Below are 2,189 nucleotides of genomic sequence, written 5' to 3'. Positions count from 1 at the left end.
CGCCAGTACCTCGCCCGTGAAGACCACCCCCGCGGCCATGCCGAGCACCTGGTCCTCGAGGACGCCGTCGCCAGCGACGACCAGGAACAGCCCGAAGTCGTCCCCGTGAAGCTCGAGGTCTGGCGCAGCAACATGCGCAGCCGGCGCGACAAGCTGCCTGTGGAGCAGCAGGCCGCCGTGGACGAACTCGGCTGTAGGGCGCCTCGCTCGCGGGCGAGATTTTGGAACCGGCCGGCCGCCGCCGCAAGGCGGCCGGCCGTTGACCATGACGCCGTGCCGTAACGGTGGGCTTCCCAGCCGATCGTTACGGCACAGCGTCATGATCGGTGCTGTCCGTCGTCGTTCGCGGTACGCGGCCTGTCGGCACCGGTCGCTGCAGTACCGGGCGGTCCGTTTCCGTCTCATGCCGGCCCACAACACCACCCGGCAACCCGGGCCGCCGCACGTCTGACCGGCCAGCAGGCGCTCGTGGTCGCCGGCGGTGGTGTCCAGGATCTCCGCCGCCTTCCGCCGATAACGACATCCAGCAGCACGAGGGCCCGCTCACGCACTTCCGCAACCGGTACGCGGCCGCGACGCAGTTCGGGCCGCAGTACCGACGCCGCGGTGAAGCGCTCCTCGGCAACGGCCGGCGGCACCGCCGGTACTCACACCGCCGCCGCTTCAACTTGCCGGTCGGCATCCGGGTCACCTCCCGCCCCCGAGCCTGGCCCCACGCCGGAGGACAGGGAACCCCCCGCGCCTGGTTGGCTTGCCCAGAAGCTTGACCAACCTGGTCAACCTCGCCCTGACCTGCGGTTGACCAGCCCGCGTGTCCTCGCCGCCCCCGAGATTCGCACGCACGTACTATGCCGGGCGTGGACGCCGACACCGACTTCCCCGACGACCTGGTCGACCTCGAGCGCGACAGACAGACCCTGCTCCAGCAGCTGAAGGCCATCCCGCCCCGGCCGTGGACCGACACCGCCGGCATTGAACACCGCACCGACCAAGGATGGGTGCCTGAGCACGACCAGGAGGTCGCCCAGCTGCGCGCCCGGCTGACCGAGGCGTCTCTCGCGCTGTCCACTCACGAGTACTGGCAGACCTTCTCGGGGCCGGACCGCGTCGCGGCGAAGAGCCGGCTCAAGCAAGCTGTGAAGGCCTCGCTGGCGGACGACCAGGGCACGTAGCACCCGGGCAGCCAGCAGGGCGACGGGCCATGCTGGCGCCGCACAGCGCCTCACGCGTCGGTCCGCCCCCCACCTCCACCCCGGAATGAGCCCCACTGGGAGCACATATAGGGGTGTCGGGCTATCCAGCGGGCACGAAAACCCTGTCGACCTGCGGAAACAGGTCGAGGTTGACCAACTTTGGGGGTAGGGGAGACGGAAGGGGCGCCGGAGGTTGACCAGGCGCCTGGTCAACCACCCCCGAGGCGCTTGACCAGGCTGGTCAACCCCTCGCCTGCCACTGCTCGCACAGGTCAGCCGAGAGCTCGGTCCGGCCGGCACAACTCGCACGGCACAGCGCCGGCCTGCGCGGCCGCACGCACCTGATCCTCGCCCGCCGGCCGCGCCTCGCTCTCCAGACCGACCGCCGCGCAGTCGCCGCGGTGCACCACCAGTTGCTCGCCGCCGGCGTCCTCGAGGAGCCACCACGGCGGCCGGCGACGGGGCCGGTCGATCGGCACCTGGTCGTAGTCCTCGCCGGGGGCGGGTGTGCAGGCCTTCGCCGGCGCCCAGCACTCCACCGGCTCCAACGCGGCCACGAGGGTGCCGTCGGGCCGCTGCTCCGGACCCCACAGCGGGATCGCCACCAGGTACCACCAGGAGCCGTCATCCGCCTGCCGACGACGCAGCAGCACCGCCTGGAGCTCCTGCCCGTCCGGCAGCTTGAGCCGCACCGGAGGGCCTCCGGCCGACTCCCCGCCGCTGCTCGTCTCCGTCACCCTGCCGACGCTACGGCCCCGCACCGGCACTCCACTATGCAGACCCGGATCGACCACCGGCGTGCCCCTTCTCCGGCCAGCAGGCGCGGAAGAAGGGGACGTAGGGAAGTAGTCGGCGCACCGCCGACCCCTTGTCCAGATCGCTCACCTGCCCCTTCCCCTCAGATCTCAAGATCCTGGAGGCAACAGGAGAGGCAACCTCACGCGGCCGGCCGGCGACCACTGCCGACGGCCTTGCCGAGCCTGATCGCCCCCAGCC

General features: G+C 71.4%; 2 protein-coding genes and 1 pseudogene. 2 read left to right on the top strand and 1 reads right to left on the bottom strand.

Annotated elements, in window-relative coordinates; all coding sequences use genetic code 11:
• Together E1265_RS37630 and E1265_RS35725 are read left to right on the top strand one after the other, a co-directional pair.
• Positions 1-282, top strand: a pseudogene (locus tag E1265_RS37630) (hypothetical protein); the annotation flags it as partial.
• Positions 283-857: 575 nt separating this feature from the next.
• On the top strand, positions 858-1,172 hold the full coding sequence (locus E1265_RS35725) for a hypothetical protein (protein WP_132935100.1): 315 nt from the start codon (positions 858-860) through the stop codon (positions 1,170-1,172).
• Between the two features lie 293 nt (positions 1,173-1,465).
• Here E1265_RS35725 and E1265_RS35720 read toward each other — a convergent pair whose 3' ends face one another.
• Complete coding sequence (locus E1265_RS35720; protein ID WP_132935099.1) at positions 1,466-1,930, bottom strand: DUF6233 domain-containing protein; 465 nt, start codon at positions 1,928-1,930, stop codon at positions 1,466-1,468.
• Between the last annotated feature and the right edge of the window lie 259 nt (positions 1,931-2,189).

The sequence above is a fragment of the Streptomyces sp. 8K308 genome (assembly GCF_004348315.1).
Classification (GTDB): Bacteria; Actinomycetota; Actinomycetes; order Streptomycetales; family Streptomycetaceae; genus Streptomyces.
Note: the sequence above shows the minus strand (reverse complement) of the source record. Positions and strands in the feature narration are given on the sequence as shown.